This is a genomic window from Parafrankia colletiae, from assembly GCF_001854655.1.
Taxonomy (GTDB): Bacteria; Actinomycetota; Actinomycetes; order Frankiales; family Frankiaceae; genus Parafrankia; species Parafrankia colletiae.
Map to the genome: position 1 here is coordinate 166,636 of NZ_MBLM01000152.1, position 16,658 is coordinate 183,293.

12 protein-coding genes are annotated in these 16,658 nt (G+C 73.7%); 5 read left to right on the forward strand and 7 right to left on the reverse strand.

What is annotated here, in order from left to right:
- Positions 1-1,858: 1,858 nt before the first annotated feature.
- Positions 1,859-2,932 carry a S1C family serine protease gene (locus tag CC117_RS27565; RefSeq protein WP_071089196.1) on the forward strand — a complete coding sequence of 358 codons (1,074 nt, stop codon included), beginning with the start codon at positions 1,859-1,861 and terminating at the stop codon, positions 2,930-2,932.
- A 240-nt stretch (positions 2,933-3,172) separates the two neighbouring features.
- Positions 3,173-3,709: a Sec-independent protein translocase protein TatB gene (gene tatB, locus CC117_RS27570; protein WP_071089547.1), complete on the forward strand. Its 537-nt coding sequence runs from the start codon at positions 3,173-3,175 to the stop codon at positions 3,707-3,709.
- A gap of 147 nt (positions 3,710-3,856) precedes the next feature.
- Here the strand turns inward: tatB and CC117_RS27575 are convergent, their stop codons facing one another.
- Positions 3,857-5,002: an Mrp/NBP35 family ATP-binding protein gene (locus tag CC117_RS27575; RefSeq protein ID WP_071089198.1), complete on the reverse strand. Its 1,146-nt coding sequence runs from the start codon at positions 5,000-5,002 to the stop codon at positions 3,857-3,859.
- Between the two features lie 295 nt (positions 5,003-5,297).
- Between CC117_RS27575 and CC117_RS27580 the strand changes: the two genes are divergently transcribed.
- The gene (locus CC117_RS27580) at positions 5,298-5,750 is read left to right on the forward strand and encodes a MarR family winged helix-turn-helix transcriptional regulator (RefSeq protein ID WP_198542007.1); all 453 of its coding nucleotides are present in this window, start codon (positions 5,298-5,300) and stop codon (positions 5,748-5,750) included.
- Between the two features lie 137 nt (positions 5,751-5,887).
- Here the strand turns inward: CC117_RS27580 and CC117_RS27585 are convergent, their stop codons facing one another.
- The 4 genes from CC117_RS27585 to CC117_RS27600 form a co-directional block, all read right to left on the reverse strand.
- The gene (locus CC117_RS27585) at positions 5,888-6,754 is read right to left on the reverse strand and encodes a PHP domain-containing protein (RefSeq protein WP_407673600.1); all 867 of its coding nucleotides are present in this window, start codon (positions 6,752-6,754) and stop codon (positions 5,888-5,890) included.
- Positions 6,755-6,805: 51 nt separating this feature from the next.
- Positions 6,806-7,240, reverse strand: a complete 435-nt coding sequence (locus CC117_RS27590; protein ID WP_071089204.1) for a hypothetical protein — start codon at positions 7,238-7,240, stop codon at positions 6,806-6,808.
- Entirely contained in the window at positions 7,237-9,744 is a 2,508-nt protein-coding gene (locus tag CC117_RS27595; protein WP_071089205.1) for an AAA family ATPase, read from the reverse strand. Before CC117_RS27595 ends, CC117_RS27590 begins: the two co-directional genes overlap by 4 nt.
- A 146-nt stretch (positions 9,745-9,890) precedes the next feature.
- Positions 9,891-11,165, reverse strand: a complete 1,275-nt coding sequence (locus CC117_RS27600) for an HNH endonuclease signature motif containing protein (protein WP_116287916.1) — start codon at positions 11,163-11,165, stop codon at positions 9,891-9,893.
- A gap of 259 nt (positions 11,166-11,424) precedes the next feature.
- On the opposite strand from CC117_RS27600, the gene CC117_RS27605 reads away from it, so the two are divergent.
- A complete protein-coding gene (locus CC117_RS27605; protein WP_071089207.1) occupies positions 11,425-13,080 on the forward strand; it encodes an alkaline phosphatase D family protein in 1,656 nt (551 codons plus the stop codon).
- Between the two features lie 120 nt (positions 13,081-13,200).
- Positions 13,201-14,160: a diacylglycerol/lipid kinase family protein gene (locus CC117_RS27610; protein WP_071089553.1), complete on the forward strand. Its 960-nt coding sequence runs from the start codon at positions 13,201-13,203 to the stop codon at positions 14,158-14,160.
- Between the two features lie 89 nt (positions 14,161-14,249).
- Here the strand turns inward: CC117_RS27610 and ctaD are convergent, their stop codons facing one another.
- Both ctaD and CC117_RS27620 read right to left on the reverse strand, forming a co-directional pair.
- On the reverse strand, positions 14,250-15,950 hold the full coding sequence (ctaD, locus tag CC117_RS27615; RefSeq protein WP_071089209.1) for an aa3-type cytochrome oxidase subunit I: 1,701 nt from the start codon (positions 15,948-15,950) through the stop codon (positions 14,250-14,252).
- 65 nt (positions 15,951-16,015) lie between these two features.
- The gene (locus CC117_RS27620) at positions 16,016-16,645 is read right to left on the reverse strand and encodes a DUF6758 family protein (protein ID WP_071089211.1); all 630 of its coding nucleotides are present in this window, start codon (positions 16,643-16,645) and stop codon (positions 16,016-16,018) included.
- Positions 16,646-16,658 lie beyond the last annotated feature (13 nt).

Below are 16,658 nucleotides of genomic sequence, written 5' to 3' on the forward strand. Positions count from 1 at the left end.
TGATCGGGCACTTCGGGGAGGGCATGTGGACACCACCGGCGACGACCAGACCGCGGATGCCCCGTCCGGCGCGGACGCACGACCCGGAGATCGAGGCCGGGCCGGCACTGCGGCGCCACGCGTCTCGGCGCCGGCCCGGCCGGCATCTCGTCCCCGCCCCGGGGAAGCGGCGGAAGGCACCGCTCCGTCCAGCGGCGGCGTCGACCGCCCGGTCCCGGATCTGACGCCGCTGCACGGCCCCGCGCGCCGTCCGCCGGGTGGGCAGCCGGACCGGCCGGCAGGTGGTTCCCGCCGCCCCACCGGAGCCGGTTCGGACCCCGAGCCCGGCGCCGGAACCGGCGGCGCGTCCCGCCGCACCGGGGCGGCCTCCGCACAGCCAGCAGCGGCCGCCCCGTTCGTGCCCGGCAGACCGGCGACGAAGCGGGAGCGTCCCGACGACGACCTTCCGGGGCCCGGTAAGCAGGGAGACCAGCGGAATCGGGATGCGGGCCCGTCGACCGCCGGCCGGCCCGCCACCTCGGTCGCATCCGCCCCGGCCCGACCTGCATCGGTCAGCTCCGCCTCCGCGGCAGCCCAGCCGGCCCCGGCCGCAGCTTCGCCGGCCGCACCTTCGCCGACGGGTCCGGGCGCGGACACCCGGTCCGGGAAGACCGATGCTGCGGAACGGACCCCCGCACGCGGGCAGAGCCCCCACCGGGCGCCGTTCGTCGAGCCGGTCCGGTCCGCAGCGCGGGTGCCCGGGAGTACGGAGGCCGGGCGCGGTGCGACCCCCGCCGGAACCGCCTCGGGCGGAAGCGTTGATCGTGCCGCGGCGGCGGCGGCGGCCGGCGCCGGCGGTGCCCGGCCTGGTGACGCCGGTGCCAGGTCTCGGGACGCGAGCGCCCGGTCCGGGGGTGCCGGAGGGTCCGGCGCCCGGGGTACCCGGGCAGGCGACACGGAAGAGGGCAAGGGCGATCTGTTCCGGAACGCCTCCTCGTCCCGCTCCCGGCCGGGAGCGGTGACCTCGGGCGGTGCCGAGGATGGCAGACCGCGTTCCGCTGCCCCCTCGGCACCGCCCGCCCGCCCTGCTGCCTCGACCGACCGGTCCGCCCCGGCCCGCCCCGCACCGGCGCCGGTCCGCTCCGCCCCCATGCCCGCTGGCCCGGCCGGTCGTTCTTCCGCCCCGGCAGCTGGCGGGCCTGGTCGTCCGGCCGCCGTTGCCCCGCCGGCGTCGCCCGCCCGGAACGCCGGCGCGCCGCCGGCTCCGTCCGGTCCCGCCGCGCGCTCGGATCCCGCTGCCCACTCGGGTCCCTCCGCGCCGGGCGCACCCGCATCCACGCCCACGTCCACGTCCACGTCCACATCGTCGACACCGGCGGCGTCCCGTGCCGCGGCCCCCCGCCCCGCCGCGGCGGCTTCCGGGAGCCCGCGTCCGTCGGGAACGCCGAGGGGGAGCGCACCGCGGGAGTCGGCGGCCACCGTCGCCGACCGGTCGACGACGGCGCGGGCGGCACCGGGTTCCCCCGGGCGGGCGGCCGGCCGGCCGACGCCGGATCCCTTCGTGGATCTGGTCGCCCAGCGCCGGCCGCCGCGGCCGCCGACACCGCCGCCCTCCGAGCTGACGTCTCGCACGAGGAGCGGGGCCCGGTCCGACACCGGGCCGGTCAGTCTCCGGCGGGCGGCGGATTCCCCCGCGCCGTCAGAAGCAACCCAGACCGCTCAGGCCGCCCAGAGCGGACCGGCTCTCCGGGCGGAGGCGGCGGCGAGGACCGCGGCGGCCGACGCGGTCGTCCGCGGCGCGTCCGGCGCGTCCGGCGCGGGTGGGCCTGCGGCGGGGACTCCCTCACGGTTCAGGGGCGGGCGGGGACGGCGTGCCCTCGTGGCCACCGCGCTCATCGCAGGGCTGTGCGGCGGCGTGATCGGCGGCTGGGTGACCAGTCTGCTGTCCGACCGGTCGGCCGGTGATCCCGCGCCGACGGCATTGGCCGCCCCGGCCCCCACCGTTGTCGACCCCGGCTCGGTGGCCTCGGTGGTCGCCCGCGTGCTCCCGTCGGTGGTGACGATCGACGTCACCGCCGGCACCCAGGGCGGGAACGGCTCCGGTGTGATCATCAGGGCGGACGGCTACGTCCTCACCAACAACCATGTGATCGCCCCGGCGGCTAACGCGGCTGGCCAGGTCATGGTCACGACGACCGCCGGCGCCGAGCCGATCCTCGCCGAGATCGTCGGCCGGGACCCGCGTTCCGATCTGGCCGTGCTGCGGCTGCCCGGGGCGTCCGGGCTGCCCGTGGCCACCCTGGGCCGGTCGGGATCGCTCGTCGCCGGCGCTCCGGTGATCGCGATCGGTGCCCCGTTCGGCCTGGCCGGGACGGTGACGACCGGGATCGTCAGCGCGCTGGACCGCAACCCGACCGTGCCGGCGGAGGGCGGCGGGGCGTCCGTCATCATCGGCGCGATCCAGATCGACGCGGCGATCAACCCGGGTAACTCGGGTGGCCCGCTGCTCGACGCGAAGGGGCAGGTCGTGGGCCTCAACACGGCGATCGCGACCGCTCCCGGAGCGGCGGGCCAGTCGGGCAGCGTGGGGGTCGGGTTCGCCATCCCGATCGACTACGCCTCGTCGGTCGCCGACGAGATCATCCGCACCGGGCGGGCCACCCATCCCTACCTCGGGGTGTCGGCGGCCACGGTCACCGCGGCCGAGGCTCGTGCGCGTGGCACCGTGCCGGGGGCCATCATCCGGGACATCGAGCCGACCGGGCCGGCCTCGTCGGCGGGCCTGATCCCCGGCGACATCATCCTGCGGGTCGACGACCGGACGGTGACGAGCACGAACGATCTCAACGCGGCGACGCGCCTGCACCGCATCGGTGACACGGTGACCGTCACCTTCTGGCGCAACGGGGCCCAGACCACCACTCGGGTGGTGCTGCAGGAGCAGCCCGGGTAGTCCGGGTAGTCCGGACGAGCGATGCAGGGTCTCGCCGGCCGGACTGCCCGGCTTGCACTGCCGGGCCGGCCCTGCCCGGCTGGCACGACAGTGGGGGCGGCGAGATCCGGGCAGGCGGATGAGCCATGCCCGGAACGGCTCGGTACGTGCTGGTCGCGCCCGGATCGGCCGGGAACAGGTCACCTGCTCGTCATGTCGGAGCCCTTCGCGCGCAACGACACTGGGGGTACTCTGACCGATGTGTTCAACGGCGTCGGATGGGGCGAGGTAGTTGTTCTGCTCCTGATCGGGTTGTTCGTCTTCGGACCCGACCGGCTGCCGAAGGCTGCCCGGGACGCCGGTCGCATGCTGCGCCAGTTCCGCCAGATGGCGAACGGGATGCGCAACGACCTGCGGTCGGAGCTGGGCCCCGAGCTGGCCGATCTCGACCTGCGGGATCTGCACCCCAAGACCTTCGTGCGCAAGCACCTGTTCGAAGGCGACGACGACCCGTTGCTCACGGGCTATCCGAGCAAGCGGGCCTCGTTCGAGTCACTGCTGGTCGGGGACGATCTGCCGGCCGCGCCGCCGTCCCTCACCAAGGACCAGCCGCCGTCCCTCACCAAGGACCACCTGCCGCCGGGCCCCGCGGAGCCGGCCCCGGCGGCGAAGCCCGACCCGCACCTGTCGCTGGCGAAGCCCGGTTCGCCCGGGCGCGCCGTCGCCACGGGCAGCGCACCGGCGGCCCGGCCCGAGCCGCTCGCGAGCCCGGCGCCGTTCGACTCGGACGCCACCTAGCAGCTCGCTCGCGGCAGCCCGGTCACGAGGGCGGCCTGCCACGGTCACGACACCAGCGCCACGTACGGCATCTCATCACAGCAGAACAGCGGAAAGGGCGGGCCTCTTCGGAGGCCCGCCCTTTCCGCTGTGTGGCGCGTGCTGGTGTCAGACGCGGCCGGCGGGGCTGATCCCGAGCGAACGGCCGGAGAGCCCGCGGGAGCGGAAGGTGAGCCGCTCGGCGACGGCGCGCAGCGCCTTCCCGGCCTCGGAGTCGGGCTCGGAGAGGACCAGGGGGCGGCCGTTGTCGCCGCCTTCGCGCAGCCGGACGTCCACCGGGATCTGGGCGAGCAGCGGCACGTCGTGGCCGAGGACCCGGGTCAGCCGCTCGGCGACGACCGCGCCGCCGCCCTCACCGAACACGTCGACCCGCTCGCCGCAGTGCGGGCAGGGCATGTAGGCCATGTTCTCGACCACGCCGACCACGTTCTGGTGGGTCTGCACCGCGATGGTGCCCGCCCGCTCCGCCACCTCGGTCGCCGCGAGCTGCGGCGTGGTGACGAGCAGCAGCTCGGATGTCGGCACCAGCTGGGCCAGCGAGATGGCGATGTCGCCGGTGCCGGGCGGCAGGTCGAGGAGCAGGACGTCGAGGTCACCCCAGAAGACGTCGGAGAGGAACTGCTCCAGGGCACGGTGCAGCATGGGCCCGCGCCAGGTGACCGGCTCGTTGCCGCGGGTGAACATGCCGGTGGAGATGACCCGCACCCCGTGTGCCTGTGGCGGCATGATCATTTTTTCGACCTGGGTGGGCGGGCGGTCGATGCCGAGCATGCGGGGGATGGAATGGCCGTAGATGTCGGCGTCGAGGACACCGACGGACAACCCCGAGCGGGCCATCGCAGCGGCCAGGTTCACGGTGACCGAGGACTTTCCGACACCGCCCTTGCCGCTGGCGATGCCGTACACGCGGGTCATGGAGCCCGGCTGGGCGAAGGGGACGACCCGCTGCGCGGTACCGCCCCGCAGCTTCTCGTGCAGGGCCGTCCGCTGCTCGGCAGTCATCACTCCCAGAGCCACCCGGACATCCCGCACGCCGTCGACAGCGCTGACGGCACGACTGACGCGGGACGTGATCTCATCGCGCATCGGGCAGCCGGAGACGGTCAGCAGAACGGCCACGTCGACGGATCCGTCATCGCGGACGTGGACCGACTCCACCATGTCCAGGTCGGTGATCGGCCGCCCGATCTCCGGGTCCAGCACTGTCGCGAGGGCGGTCTGGATGGCGTCGGACGAAGGCAGGGCTGGTGACAAGGGAAACCTCGGTCGCGGGTCGACATCCACGGTCGGGTCACGACCACGGATGTTGCATAGCGGGGGCTCGGAACGGGCCTGTGGACGGGATCGCTGGGTAGATCGCGGGTTCGCTGTGTGGATCGCGTGTCGCGGCCGCGCGGTGGATGCTTACCGGGCACGACCCTGTCCACGATAGCCCGCCGCCGGGTCGTCGGGCCGGCCCGGCGGTGGGGTCACGGCCGCCCCGGGCGGCCTCGGTGGCGGGCGACGCGACCGTTTCGTGCGACGTACCCTGATCCACATGGCGCGGGAGATGGTGGACGCGCGGGGAATGCGCGCCTGGCGGCAGCTGCTCCGGGCACATGCGCACGTGACCCGCCTGCTGGAGGCCGAGCTCGACGCGGCGCACCATCTGCCGCTCGCCTTCTACGACGTGCTCGTGCAGCTGTCCGAGGCGCCCGGGCACCAGCTGCGGATGAGTGAGCTCGCGCACAAGGTGCTGCTCTCCCGCAGTGGCCTGACCCGGCTGGTCGACCGGATGGAGCGGGAGGGCCTGGTCGAGCGCCGTTCCTGCCCGTCGGACGCGCGGGGCACCCTGGCCACGCTGACCGACGCGGGGTTCTCCCGGCTGCGGGATGCCTCCGGTACCCACCTGCGGGGGGTCGCGCGCCACGTCCTGAGCCACTTCACCCCGGAGGAGCAGGACATCATCGCGGAGCTCCTCGGGCGCCTGGGCGACCCGGAGATCGCACCCGCCGTCCACTGAGCGCCGCCCACATCGAACCATCGCCCACGCCGACCCACTGGTCTCCCGGCGGTGGCGGCAGTCCCGGCGGTGGCGGCGGTCCTGGCGGTGGCGGCGCCCGGCCCCGGGCGGCTACCCGCTGCCGCTACCCGCTGCCGCTACCCGCTGATGGGCGCGGCGCCGCTCGCCCGGTCGACGAGCGCCTCGTAGGACGTCCGCGCCGTCGTCTCCGAGCCGAGCACCCGGCGGTCGCCGGGACCGTGGAAGTCGCTGGCCCCGGTGACCACCAGGCCGAGCTCGGCAGCCAGCACCCGCAGCCGGTCCCGGTCGGGGGGCTGGTGGTCGGGGTGGTCGACCTCCACGCCGGTCAGGCCGGCGTGGGCCATGTCCGTGATGACCTCCGGGCCGACGGTCTCCCCGCGGGCGCTGGCGAACGGGTGGGCGAACACACTGACGCCGCCCGCGTCCCGGATGAGCCGCAGTGTCTCCCCGACGTCCGGCTGCGTCTTGGGAAGCCAGAACCGCCCGCCGGCACCGATCCAGTCGTGGGTGAACGCGTCCCGCACTGTCGGGACGAGGCCCGCGTCCACCAGAGCCGCTGCCACGTGCGGACGGCCGACCGTTCCGCCGGCGAGTTCCCGGACCCGCTCCCAGCGCAGCGGGTGGCCGGCGGCAGCGATCCCCTCGACCATCCGCCGGGCGTGGCTGGCCCGTTCGTCGCGCAGGCGGGCGCGGACGGCGGCGAACCGGGGCTCGGCCCGGTCGAACAGGTAGGCGAGCACGTGCAGGGACACCTTCCGGCCACGGACCGCGACCGAGCAGGAGATCTCGGCGCCGGGCAGCAGGGTGAGCCCGGGCGGCAGGGCGGCCGCGGCCCGGTCGATGCCGGCCGTGGTGTCGTGATCGGTCAGCGCGAGGACGTCGAGGCCGGCGCCCGCGGCGTGCCGGACCAGCTCCTCCGGAGTGAGGGAGCCGTCCGAGGCCGTCGAGTGCGTGTGCAGGTCGATGCGCGGGTGCGGGCCGATGGTCAGGGGGGACCTCCTTGACGCGACCTCCTTGAGCCCAACCGGCTCACACTATCCGCTTGGTCGAAGTCCGTTCGGCGGCATTCCGTTCGGCGGTGTTGGCTCCGGCTGCGCCAGCCGCGGCAGGAGCGTGCGCAGGTCCTGGTGCCAGCGGCGCAGCTCGGCGGCGGTCGGCGCCAGCTCGTAGGCGTGCAGGTGGCCGGCCCGGGACAGCGCGTACCAGGCACTGCCGACCTCGTCCGCCGCCGCGCCGTCCACGAAGGCCGGCAGGAGCAGCAGCTGCGCGCGCATCGGCAGCCGCATCAGCTCCGGGCGGCCGTGGGCCCGCCATACCTCGTCCACGGCCTGCTCGACGGCGAGCCGCAGCAGCCAGGCGCAGATGCGGGGCCACGACCCGCGCAGGTCGGCGACGCCCTCGCCGCGCAGCAGCCGATCGGCCTGGGCGAGCGGCACCTCCGGATCCAGCCGCGGGCCGGGGCGGCTCATGCGAGCGAGCGGAAGTGGTCCGCCAGCCGGGCGGTGTTGCGGATCAACCCGGCGAGGTTGCCGCCGTAGCCGACGTGCACCCCGTCACGCAGCGCACGGAAGGTGTCCGCCGCCCACGGTGCGTGCCCGTCCAGCTGGCGCAGCACCAGCCGGGCCCGGCGGGCGTCGTCGAACAGCGCGAGTGCCGCCTTCTCGGTCACCGAGTGCGCCGCCGTCAGCGCCGCCTCGACGTCCGCGTGCCGCGCGCCCGCGGCCAGCCGGCGGCGCCGGACCGTCTCGTTGCACGCCGTCTCGACCGCCGTCCGGCACATCGCCGGGACCAGCATCGCGGCCATGTCGCGCGGCAGGCTGGCGGTGCGGACGAGGGCACGCGCGTCGGCCAGGTGCCGCTCGACCGGGTCGAGGTTCTCCCGCAGCTCGACCCGTGATCCCTCCCGGCGCACCAGGTCGAGCACCGTCGCCGGCAGCCGCATCCGCCGGACGGCGTCCGCGAGTCGGTCGTCGTGGGTGAAGACGACGACCTGGCGGGTCTCGGCCACCTGGGCGAGCACCCGGGCCAGCCCGTCCACCTTCGCCGGGTCCATCGACTGGACCGGGTCGTCGATGACGAGAAACCGGAACGGGCTCGCCTCGCTCGTCGCCCGCGGGAGGAACAGCGCCAGGCCGAGAGCGTGCAGCTCCCCCTGGCTCATCACGCCGAGAGCGGTGCTGTCCACCCCGTCGACGGTGACGTCGAGATCGACCCGCCGCTGGTTCGCGCTGCCGGTGAGCCGCACCGGGCCGAGATCGACATTGCTCTCCTGGCGCAGCAGCGACCAGATGCCGGCAGACTGTTCCGCGAACGGCCGGATCCGCTCGTCGCGCAGGTCCTGGGCGGCCCCGCGGAACCATTCCAGGGCACGTCGGACGTCCGCCAGCGGCTGTGCGTCGGCCTCGGCCCGGCGCGCCGCCGAGACCCAGGCGGCGACCCGCGCGGCCAGTGGCAGCCACGCGGCGTCCGCCAGGTCGAGGGCCTTCGCCGCGGCGGTGGCCAGCTCCTCGACCGCCTCGCGCAGCGGTGGGTAGGCAGCCGCGAGCCCGTCCGCGACCGCGACCGGATCGGTCAGCAGCCGCAGCGCGGCCCAACGTTCCCAGGCCGCTCCCGCCGCACGGACCGGCGTGGAGCAGCTCCCCGCCTGCGCGGTGGCCAGCGCGGCGGGCACCGGGGTGACCAGCAGACGGACCTCGGTGAGGGCGCGCGCCAGCCCCTCCCGCACGGCGGCCAGCGGCGCGGCCCGCTCCCGCAGGAGAGCCAGCTCCGCGGTGGCCGTGCGCAACCACGCCTCGTCCAGCCGGCCGGTGCCGCACACCGGGCAGGGTCGCTCCGCCGCCGCGACGGCGTCTGCGATGGCGTCGGAGTGCCGCTCGTGGTGGTCGACTGCCGCGGCGAGCAGGGTGGCGAGCCGGGCCGCGTCGCCGGTCGTGGTCCCGAGCAGCCCGGACTCCTCGGCCGCCAGCTCACGCAGCCGGGCGGCCAGGACCGCGACCTCGCCAGACGCCGGTACGCGCAGCGCGGCCAGGGCCGCGAGCCGGGCGTGCTGGAGCCCCTCGGTCACCGCCTGGCCCGGGGGGACCGCGGAACCCGCGGCAGGGGGTGGCTGGGCGGCGAGCGCCCATGCGCGGTCCAGGTCGAGGTGGGCCGGGTCGCCGAGGGCGTCGGCCACCTGTGCGGCGCGGGGGTCGCCGCTCGCCCGCAGCGCCGCCAGCAGTGGCGGGTGCTCCTCCCACAGCCGGCGGGCGGCGTCGGTGAGCCTGCCGCGGGCCGCGGTGAGCGTACGGGCGACGTCCGCGACCGCGTCGAGGCCAAGAATCGCGTGCAGCGCGTCGAACATGGCACTCGGCCGGCCGCCGAGCAGGTCGCTCAGCTCCGCGTAGGACAGGAACGGCCGGTGGGTGGAGAACGCCGCGTCCCAGCCGGACGTCGACAGCCGACCGCCGTCCGCGGTCGCCGCCGCACCGTGTCCTTCGGCCAGGCCGTCACCGTCCTGCCAGCTTCGGGTGACGGTGACCGGGCCGGCGATCCCCTCGACCGTGCAGGTGACCTCGATGCGGACCGTCCCGCCGCTGTGCAGGTTGCGCCAGCCGCCGCGCCACACCGCCGCCCGCTGGGACCAGCGGCGGCCCTCGCCGGTCAGCGCGATCTCGGCTGCCTCCGCGAAGCTGGACTTGCCCGACCCGTTCCGCCCGGTGACGAGCGTGAGCCCCGGGCCGGGGCGGAGTCGCAGGGTCACCCACGGACCGATGCCGCGGAACCCCTCGACGCTGACCGCTCGCAGATACACCGCCGCCTCGGCGGCGAGCCGCTCGGAGCCGCGGCCGGCGTCGCCCGGGCGGGCGTCGCCCGGTCCCTGCCGGCCCGCTGCGGGCTCGTCGAGGGCGGTGAGGATCAGGTCGCTGACCCGGGTGGGCAGGTCGCTGTGCACCAGCTGCGCGGCGATCAGATCCCGGAGACGGTCGCGAGGCATCCTGGTTCTTCCGGTTCGGCGGCGGACCCGCGAAATCCTAGACGAGCGGGCCATATCCCTCGGTGGTGCCGGGTCCGTCTCGCCGAAGCTCGTGATCACATCGACCGCGTCGCTCGTCGCCGCCTGCTCGTTACGCCGCTTGCTCGTTACTGGGACATGCTCCAGTCGGTCGCGGGGAGCTGTTCCTCGCCGGTGAGGTAGTTGTGCGGGTAGGTGATGGTGGTGGTGCCGGATGGTGCGGTCCACTCGAACACGCCGGGGCGGGGCTGGCGGACCTTCCACAGCCGGCCCGGCTGGTGCCGCATCCGATGATGACGCTTGCAGCAGGGGCCAAGATTCGTGGTCAGAGTGGGCCCGCCGTCGGCGTAGGGAACGGTGTGGTCGGTTTCGGTACGTACCGCGGGGCGGGTGCAGGTCGGATGGGTGCACTGCCGGTTCCGGGCCCGCACATGCCGCACCTGCGCCGGGCTGGGCAGCCGTCGGTCGGCGACTTCGAGCAGTGCCCCCTGGGGATCGGTGAGCAGACGCCGCCAGGTTGATCCTGGTCGCATCGCGATCTCTCGCGCGACCGCGGCGGGCAGCGGGCCGTAGCCGGCAAGCTCGCCCGGCTCCTGGCCGAGGCCGAGCAGCGTCGTGACGGGTACGACAACCTGGATTTCGCAGCCGATCGGCGCGGCATGCTCGGTGCGGCCCATCACGATGTCGACCAGAACATCCGCGCGGATCTGGTCGAGGGTGCGACTGTCATCGTCGGCGCGGTCGCGGGCGATGCCCTCGGCGAGGGTGCAGATCCGCCGGTAGCAGGCTTCTGCCTGGTCGGAGGGTAGCCGTGCGGCGAGGGTGCTGACCGCGTCGTCTTCCGGCTCGATCCACACCCCGCGTTCCTTCTTCCGTTCCTCCGCGCGGCGTTCGGCGCCGGCGGGATCCAGCCGCAGGACGGCGCGGCGTGCCGCGGCGGCGTAGGCGGCGCGGTGTTTGCGTCGACCCCGCTGCAGCATCCATGCCTCGAACGCGGCGGCGGTGTCGTCGTCGAGCGGGCTGATGGCATGTTCGAGGGTGTGGAGCCGGGGCAGGTCGATCTCGCCGGCTTCCAATGCGTCCAACGCATGCGGGAGACGCCGTGCCACGGTTTCGGCGAAGTGCATCTGGTTACGAGCGGAGTTACCGGACACGGCGAGGATGGTCGCGACCTCCTCCGGGGCGTAGTCGGAGAAGATCCCGGCCGGGTCGCCTTCCCGAGGTGCCTGCAGGGCGGCGGCTTCGGCGAGGGCACGCAGCATTCGGGCCTGGCTGGCCGCGACCTGTCGGGCGGTGTCGCCCACCGCGGCGAGGCGGGCGTTCAGCTGGGCCGCGAACAGATCCATCGGATCCACCATCGACCCACCGCCGTGGGTGTGGGGTTGGCTGTCGATGTGGGGCATGGAGTGCTCCGTCCGGGGCAGGGGCGGGAACGCCCGCCATCGCTATCGAACTCATGTTCGATCCTAGGCGTCGTCTGTGGTGCGCGGCCGGCGTGTCCGTGTGAGGCCACGCAGAGCACCGCACGCCCTTGACGACCCCCGGGAACGGCACTACCAACGCCTGGGAGGACGGCGATGCGGGGTTCGGGTGACGGCGGGGTCGGTCCGGTTGGCGGTTGGTCGTCCGCCGTTCATCCCACTGTGGTGTCATCAGCCGGTGATGCGGGACGAGGGCTCCTTCGCGGTCGTGCGACCGGGCCGGCGAGCGGTTCTGGCAGGTGGCGTCGGTGCCCTGATGGCTGCCGCGGTCGGGGGATGCGGGGGCGGGTCAGGGTCGGCGCCGTCGCCCGCACCGACGATGCGCGCGCCCACCCCGATTCCCGGAATCCGGGACGGGGTGTTCTCCCTCGGGGTCGCCAGTGGTGACCCGCTGCCCGACGGGGTGATCCTCTGGACCCGGCTGGCGCCCGAGCCGACGTCCGGCGGCGGCATGCCGTTGCGGGATGTCGAGGTCGACTGGCAGGTCGCCCGGGACGAGCGGTTCTCCGACGTGGTCCGCGGCGGCACCCAGCTCGCCACCGCCTCGTTCGCGCATTCGGTGCACGTGGACGTCCGCGGCCTGGAGCCCGGGCGGGACTACTTCTACCGGTTCCGGGCGGGGGACGTCCTGAGCCCGGTCGGGCGGACCCGGACCGCGGCCGCTCCCGGGGCCGCCGGCGGGCGGCTCTCGTTCGCGCTCGCCAGCTGCCAGGACTTCCAGAACGGGTACTGGCCGGCCTTCGACGCCATCGCCGGAGACCGCCCGGACTTCGTCCTCCATGTAGGGGACTACATCTACGAGTACGACCCGGAAAGCGCCTACCCGGACCGCCGTCACACCACCCCCGAGACCCCCGGTCTCGACCAGCTCCAGACCCTTGCCGACTACCGGAACCGGTACGGACAGTACAAGTCCGACCCCGCGCTGCAGGCAGCCCACCTCGCCGCGCCCTGGGTCGTGACCTGGGACGACCACGAGACCGAGAACAACTATGCCGGCCTGGTGGACGAGGCCGGCGACACCGGCGACCGCCGCCAGGACGAGGTGACCTTCGCCCGGCAGCGGGCGGCGGCCTACCAGGCGTACTACGAGCACATGCCGATCCGGGCCGAGCTCGACCCGGGGTCGCCGGACCTGCGCATCTACCGCCGTCTGACGTTCGGCGACCTGCTGACCCTCAACGTCATGGACACCCGCCAGTACCGGACGCCRCTGCCCGGATCGCCCGCGGACGGCATCGGCGCCGTCAGGCAGGGCCGGGACAACAGCAGCGGCACGATGTCCGGTGCGGCCCAGGAGGCGTGGCTCGTCGACGGGCTGCGGACGTCCCGCTCGCGCTGGAACGTGATCGCCCAGCAGACGATGCTGGCCCAGCTGCACGGCCAGCTGAACGGCAGCGAGACGCTCACCAACCTGGACCAGGCCGACGGCTACCTCCCGTACCGCACGCGGATCCTCTCGGCGGTGCGGGACAGCCGGGTCGCGAACCCGGTGGTTCTCGCGGGGGACATCCACTGCGCGTGGGTGAACGACCTGCGTGTCGACTTCGACCGGCCGGAGACCCCGGTGATCGCGACCGAGTTCGTCTGCACCTCGGTCAGCTCAGGGTTCTTCCTGATCAGCGAGGATTTCGTCCGGGAGAACAACGCCCGTCTCAACCCGCACGTGCGCTACTTCCGCGGGGATCGGCGGGGCTACACCCGGATCACGGTGAGCGACGACGAGTGGCGTTCGGACATGCGCGTCGTCGAGACCATCGAGAGGCGGGACGCCCCGACGTCCACCGACGAGACCTGGGTCGTCGAGGCCGGAGCCCCCGGAGCGACCAGGGCCTGATCCCCCCGCCCTCGAGCGGGGCGCGGATGCGCGAGGCGGGCGCGGCCGGGTCCTCATGGGTGTGAGGACATGGCCGTAGGCTGTGCCGTGATCGGCTCGGCGGTGGTGTGGGAGGGACAGATGGCCGGCGTGGATGAGGTGCCCGAGGTGGCCGAGGTGGCGGACCACGCGCCCGCAGTGGCGGACGCGGCGGTGGACCGCTCCCGGCTGACGGTCGTCGTCAACCCGAAGGCGGGTGGTGGGCGGGCGGCCAAGGCGCTTGACGATGTCCGCGCCGCCCTGGCGCGGTGGGCGGACGACGTCACCGTGGAGACCACGAAGAGCCTGGAGCACGCCGACGAACTGGCCCGGGCTGCCGTGGCCGATGGCCGGGTGACGGTCGCGCTCGGCGGTGACGGTCTCTCCGGCCGAGTCGCGGGCGCCGTCGCCCGGGCGGGGGGTGTGCTCGCGATCCTCCCCGGGGGGCGGGGCAACGACTTCGCGCGCGGCCTCGGGATCCCGCGCGACCCCGCTCTCGCCGCGACGGCGCTCGTCGCCGCGGTGGAGCGCCGGGTGGACCTTCCGGAGGCGAACGGCGTGCCGTTCCTGGGGATCGCCAGCCTCGGCTTCGACTCCGACGTCCAGGTGATCGCGAACCAGACGACCTGGCTTTCCGGCCAGAGCGTGTACACCTATGCGGTGTTGCGGGCGCTCGCGGCGTGGAAGCCCGCCCGGTTCACCGTGACGATCGACGACGAGGCCCCGCGGGAGCACGCTGGCTGGACGGTGGGCGCGGCGAACGGCGCCTACTACGGCGGCGGGATGAAGTTCGCCCCGGACGCCGACATCGCCGACGGCCTGCTGGAGATCGTCCTGGTCGCGAAGGCGAAGCGGCTGACGTTCCTGCGGCTGTTCCCGCGGATCTTCTCCGGCCGCCACGTCGAGGTGCCCTACGTGCAGGTCAGCCGGGCCCGGCGGCTCGTCGTCGACGCCGACCGGCCGTTCCAGGTGTACGCCGACGGCGACCCCGTCGCCGACCTGCCGGCCGAGATCGTCGTCCGGCCGGGCGCGCTGCGCCTGCTGGTGCCGCCGCAGCCCTGAGGGCCAGGCGGGCCCGTACCCAGCCAGGGCCGAGGCTGACGCCGGTGCCGGTGCCGGTGCCGGTGCCGGTGGCCCGGGCGGGCGCTCGCTCAGCGCAGCTCGGGGGTCGCGTGGTAGTCGGCCGTGCCGGCGACCTCCGGGTAGTGCAGGTCGAAGGCGGGCCGCTCCGAGCGGATGCGGGGCAGCCGGTGGAAGTTGTGCCGCGGCGGCGGGCTGGACGTCGCCCACTCCAGTGAGTTGCCGTAGCCCCACGGGTCGTCGACGAGGGCGAGCCGGCCGTGCCGGTACGACCGCCACACGTTGTACATGAACGGCAGTGTCGAGACGCCGAGCAGGAAGCTGCCCGCGGTGGACACCGTGTTCCAGCTGGTGAACCCGTCGTTCGGCCCGTAGTCCGCGTAACGGCGGGGCATGCCCTGCATCCCGAGGTAGTGCTGGACGAGGAAGGTCAGGTGGAAGCCCACGAAGACCGTCCAGAAATGGATCTTTCCGAGGGTCTCGTCCATGAACCGGCCGGTGAGCTTCGGGAACCAGAAGTAGGTGCCGGCGAACGCGGCGAAGACGACCGTTCCGAACACCACGTAGTGGAAGTGTGCGACGACGAAATAACTGTCGCTGACGTGGAAGTCGATGGGCGGGCTCGCGAGGAGAACGCCGGTGAGCCCRCCGAGCAGGAAGGTGACGAGGAACCCGATGCAGAAGAGCATGGGGGTCTCRAAGCTGAGGTTGCCGCGCCACATCGTGCCGATCCAGTTGAAGAACTTGATGCCGGTCGGCACGGCGATCAGGAACGACATGATGGCGAAGAACGGCAGCAGCACCGCGCCGGTGACGAACATGTGGTGCGCCCACACCACGACGGACAGGACGCCGATGGCGATCGTGGCGAACACCAGGCCCTTGTAGCCGAAGATCGGCTTGCGGGAGAAGACCGGGATGATCTCGCTGATGATGCCGAAGAACGGCAGCGCGATGATGTAGACCTCGGGATGCCCGAAGAACCAGAACAGATGCTGCCAGAGGATCGCCCCGCCGTTCTCGGCGTCGAAGACGTGGGCGCCGAAACGCCGGTCGGCCTCCAACGCCAGCAGTGCTCCGGCGAGAACCGGGAACGCGACGATCACCAGGATGGACGTCACCAGGAACGTCCAGCAGAAGATCGGCAGACGGAACATCGTCATCCCGGGCCCGCGCAGGGTCAGCACCGTCGTGATCATGTTGACCCCGCCGAGGATCGTGCCCAGCCCGGACACGGACAGCCCCATGACCCACAGATCCGCCCCGGCGCCGGGGCTGTACATCTCGCTGTTCAGCGGCGCGTAGGCGAACCAGCCGAAGGCGGCGGCGCCGTCCGGGGTGAGGAAGCCGGCCACCACGGTGAGCGAGCCGAACAGGAAGAACCAGAACGACATCGCGTTCAGCCGGGGGAAGGCGACGTCGGGGGAGCCGATCTGCAGCGGGATCAGGAAGTTCGCGAAGGCGAACGCGAGCGGCGTCGCGAACATCAGCAGCATCAGCGTGCCGTGCATCGTGAACAGCTGGTTGTACTGCTCGTTCGAGAAGTACTGCAGCCCGGGCCTGGCCAGCTCGGCGCGCATCATCATCGCCAGCACGCCGGCGAAGGCGAAGAACCCGAACGAGGCCACCGCGTACATGACGGCGATGTCCTTGTGCGAGGTCGTGCGCAGGTATCCGAGCAGGGAGACGCGTGGACGCGTGTGCCCGGTTTCGCCGTGTTCGGCGGTGCCGGGCCGGGTGTCGGGGCCGGGTGGTTCGCGTAGAAGAGTCACTCCGGCTCCCGGCTCTGGCACGGCGAACGGGCGGGCGGCAGAATACTAGCGCGCCCGGAGCCGAATCAGGGTGCGGACAGATGAGAACCCGTGGCGCCGAACAGCAGGTGGTCGACAAGCCTCGGGTCGTCGCGCATGTCCTCTATCACCAGGTGTTCGAGCAGAATCAGCGCCGCGTCGGCCGGCCAGAGCACACACCACAGCCAGACACCGAGTGCCTCTCCGACGAAGGCCGCGCGGTCCGGGGGAGCAGCAAGTGGCCAGAGTGCCGTCGGGTGCCCGGCGGCCTCCACCTTCGCCTCGGGCCTCTCCTCGAGACGGTCCGGGTCGGCGAGCGGAAGACCGGCCAGCCGGCTGCCCAGGCCGATCCGCGGCGCCTCGGCGACCAGCACCATCTCGGCGGGGCCGCCGACCGGCGACGGACCGCTCACCGAGAGCGCGGCCGCGTGTGCCCCGGTGCGCTCGTCACCGGCCCAGCCGACTCCGCTGACGAACCAGTGGACCGGCATCGGCGAGGGCAGCCACACCGGCACCCGGCTGGTCCGCCCCAGTGAGCGGAGCACCTGCTCGCGGGAGGCGTGCGCCTCGTGGAAGGGCTCGACGTCGCCGTGCCGGGTGCAGCGCCACCGGTCGCTCCACACGTTCGGCGGGTCGAGGTCGCTCAGGCAGGCCGGGCACACCGGCGGGGTGGTCACCGCGCACCCCGCC